The sequence below is a fragment of the Massilia sp. LMS1-1-1.1 genome (genome assembly GCF_040815535.1).
Lineage (GTDB): Bacteria > Pseudomonadota > Gammaproteobacteria > Burkholderiales > Burkholderiaceae_D > Janthinobacterium > Janthinobacterium aestuarii.
In genome coordinates this window covers 1-674 of record NZ_JBFPNG010000014.1, presented here as the reverse complement: position 1 = coordinate 674, position 674 = coordinate 1, and the positions used below count along the sequence as shown (strand labels likewise).

The 674-nt window shown below is 45.5% G+C and carries 1 protein-coding gene; it reads left to right on the top strand.

Annotation, left to right across the window (positions count from 1 at the left end):
- Positions 1-491: 491 nt before the first annotated feature.
- Positions 492-674: hypothetical protein (locus tag MRBLMS1_RS14930; protein WP_485880118.1), on the top strand; the 183-nt coding region annotated here is incomplete at its 3' end.

The following is a 674-nucleotide window of genomic DNA, read 5'->3' as shown; positions in this document are numbered from 1 at the left end:
CCGTCTTGCGACGGGTCGCTCACTCAAAAAACTGACAGGCCACTACTTTCGTAGCGCCTATTTCATTATTTCTTGTGAACATTTGATATTTTAAGTATTACGACAATCCGAAGATCATCGCTGCACTTACATCAAATGCCCACACTTATCGACTGTTAATTGTTAAAGAACTGTATTCGGTACTGCTTTCGCGCTATCGACAAAGCGTTGTGTTTGTCAGCTGCGAAGAAGGAAGAGTATGAAGCATTTCGCTAAATCCGTCAACCTTCTTTTTTACTACCTTCACCGTTTCCAGTGATCCCGTTGTTTCGCAAACTGCAGCGTCTCATTGGGGAGGCGAACTATAGCAAAGCTATACGCAGGCAGCAAGGTTTATTCTAAGAAAGTGTGAAATTAATTACTCGATGCCATATCACCATCAAATTGCCCAGGTAATTCCATTCGGAATGCCCTGCTGCCCGCTTGTGCTTGTCTATTAGCGGACATATTCATTGCATCTGCACCTGGTGGTGCCGGCCAGGCAGCTGCTCCAGCTGCCAAACAAAAGCACCAGACGAAAAAAAACCCGCCAATTGCTTGACGGGTTTTTCTCTACTGCGAATAACAAGCCTGACGATAACCTACTTTCACACTGGTTGCAGCACTATCATCGGCGCAAAGTTGTTTCACGGTCC